Raw genomic sequence first — 2,182 nt, 5'->3', positions numbered from 1 at the left:
GTCGAGTCCCCATCGACGGGAATACTCCCGTTCAGTGGGGAAATATGCGGCGTTCATGCGCTCCAGCTGGATCCGCAGCATCATCAGCGCGTCCGGCTGCTCGGCGACCGCTTCGTCGAGGTCGTAGCGCACGCGCACCGGCCAGTGCGAGACATCCTGCGGCACCAGGGTCGGCGGCGCGACGAGGGTGACGTCCGCTCCGAGCGTGTTGAGGAGCCAGACGTTCGAGCGGGCGACACGGGAGTGCAGGATGTCGCCGACGATCGTTACGCGCAGACCGGCGAGGTCGCGGCCGCGGCTGTCGGCGCCGAACCGGCGCTTGCGGATCGTGTAGGCGTCCAGGAGCGCCTGGGTGGGGTGCTCGTGGGTGCCGTCCCCCGCGTTCACGACGCCCGCGCTGATCCACCCGCTCGTGGCGAGCGTGCGCGGCGCGCCGGACGCGCCGTGACGGATGACCACGGCATCCGCTCCCATCGCCTGCAGGGTCTGCGCGGTGTCCTGCAGCGACTCCCCCTTGGAGACGCTGGAGCCCTTCGCGGAGAAGTTGATGACGTCCGCGGACAGGCGCTTGGCGGCCGCCTCGAACGAGATGCGGGTACGGGTCGAGTCCTCGAAGAAGAGGTTGACGACGGTCTTGCCGCGCAGCGTCGGCAGCTTCTTCACCTCGCGCTGCTGGGTGTCGGCCATGTCCTCGGCGACATCGAGGATGCGCAGGGCCGCCTCGCGGTCGAGGGTCTTGGTGTCGAGCAGATGCCTCATGACTCGATCGTCACCTCCTCGGCGCCGTCGACTTCGTCGAGGCGCACGTTGACGCGCTCGTCGCGCGAGCTCGGCAGGTTCTTGCCCACGAAGTCGGGCCGGATCGGCAGTTCGCGGTGCCCGCGGTCCACCAGCGTCGCGAGACGCACGGCTGCCGGACGTCCGATGTCCTGCAGTGCGTCGAGGGCGGAGCGGATGCTGCGACCCGAGAACAGCACGTCGTCCACGAGCACGACGACCTTTCCGTCGATCCCGCCGGCGGGGATCTGCGTGCGCTGCGGCGTGCGAGTGGGATTGCGGTGCAGGTCGTCGCGGTACATCGTGACGTCGAGCGCCCCGACCGGGATCGCCGCACCGTCGAGCTCGACTGACGCGATCTCGCCGATCAGTGCGCCGATGCGATGGGCGAGGGCGACGCCGCGGGTGGGGATGCCCAGAAGCACCAGATCCTGCGGGCCGCGATTGGACTCGAGGATCTCGTGGGAGATCCGAGTCAGGGCCCGGGTGATGTCGGCTGCGTTCAGCACAGTGCGCGTGCTCATCCGCTGCTCCCTTCTCCGCCTCACAGGACGGGGTTAAAGGTTGCTGTGGTTCGCTCCCAGCCTAGCCGATCAGCTCGCGGGGGCGAGTGCCTCCATGGCCAGGTCGCCCTCGACCTGGGACGACCGAATCGGGTGCCCCTGGCTCGAGATGCAGCTGCCGCTGGCGAGGTCCCACTTCCAGTCGTGCAGGCTGCAGGTCAGCACGCCGTCCTCGATCTTGCCGGTCTTGGACAGATCGGCCCGCAGATGCGGGCAGCGGCGCTGCACGACCCAGTCGCCGAGCTGCACGTCCTCGGACACATCGGACTGCTCGGCGTACCAGTTCTCGACGTACTCGATGCGGTCTCGGGACAGGCACTTGAGGAACGTCGTGAGGAACTCGTTGAACTTGCCGCTGCGCCCGACCTCGAACTGCATCGAGAGGAAGATCGAGTTGGACCAGTCGATCTCGTGGTCGGCGATGTTCGTCGAGACGAGGTCGGCCGGAATCGTGTACCAGTAGATGCACTCCTCCCCCGCGTACTCCCGCACCTTCGCCTTGGGGAAGTCGACGACCATGTCCAGCTCGCCGATGCGGAAGCGCACATTCCCGCCGACGCCGTCACGGAAGATGCGGCCGCGCCGCAGCAGCGGCTCCCACCACTCCTTGAGCGCGGCCAGCATCTCGTCCGGCGGCAGGACTGGAGCGCGGGATGCCTCTTCCGCGGCGATCTCGTCCTGCCGGGAGTCGCGCTGCTCGGCGAGGTAGGTCCACTTGTCGCCGAAGATCTGCTCGATCTCGGCATCCGTGTACAGCGACTGCTCGACCGAGATCTCGCCGTGGTTCAGCTCGACGACGGTGCCGGGGAGGAACATGTGCCCTTGCTGCTCCGGGCGCACCT

3 protein-coding genes are annotated in these 2,182 nt (G+C 68.1%); all 3 read right to left on the bottom strand.

Features of this window, described 5'->3' with window-relative positions:
* The coding region (locus tag AC1DVT_RS19685) for an aspartate carbamoyltransferase catalytic subunit (protein ID WP_477391023.1) at positions 1–759 on the bottom strand (759 nt) is incomplete at its 3' end.
* The gene (pyrR, locus tag AC1DVT_RS19680) at positions 756–1,301 is read right to left on the bottom strand and encodes a bifunctional pyr operon transcriptional regulator/uracil phosphoribosyltransferase PyrR (RefSeq protein ID WP_457098676.1); all 546 of its coding nucleotides are present in this window, start codon (positions 1,299–1,301) and stop codon (positions 756–758) included. The genes AC1DVT_RS19685 and pyrR, both read right to left, overlap by 4 nt.
* A gap of 69 nt (positions 1,302–1,370) precedes the next feature.
* Positions 1,371–2,182 (bottom strand): Rieske (2Fe-2S) protein (locus AC1DVT_RS19675; protein WP_477391021.1); only part of this gene is annotated, 812 nt, incomplete at its 5' end.

Source organism: Microbacterium sp. P2_F9, from assembly GCF_056403635.1.
Note: the sequence above shows the minus strand (reverse complement) of the source record. Positions and strands in the feature narration are given on the sequence as shown.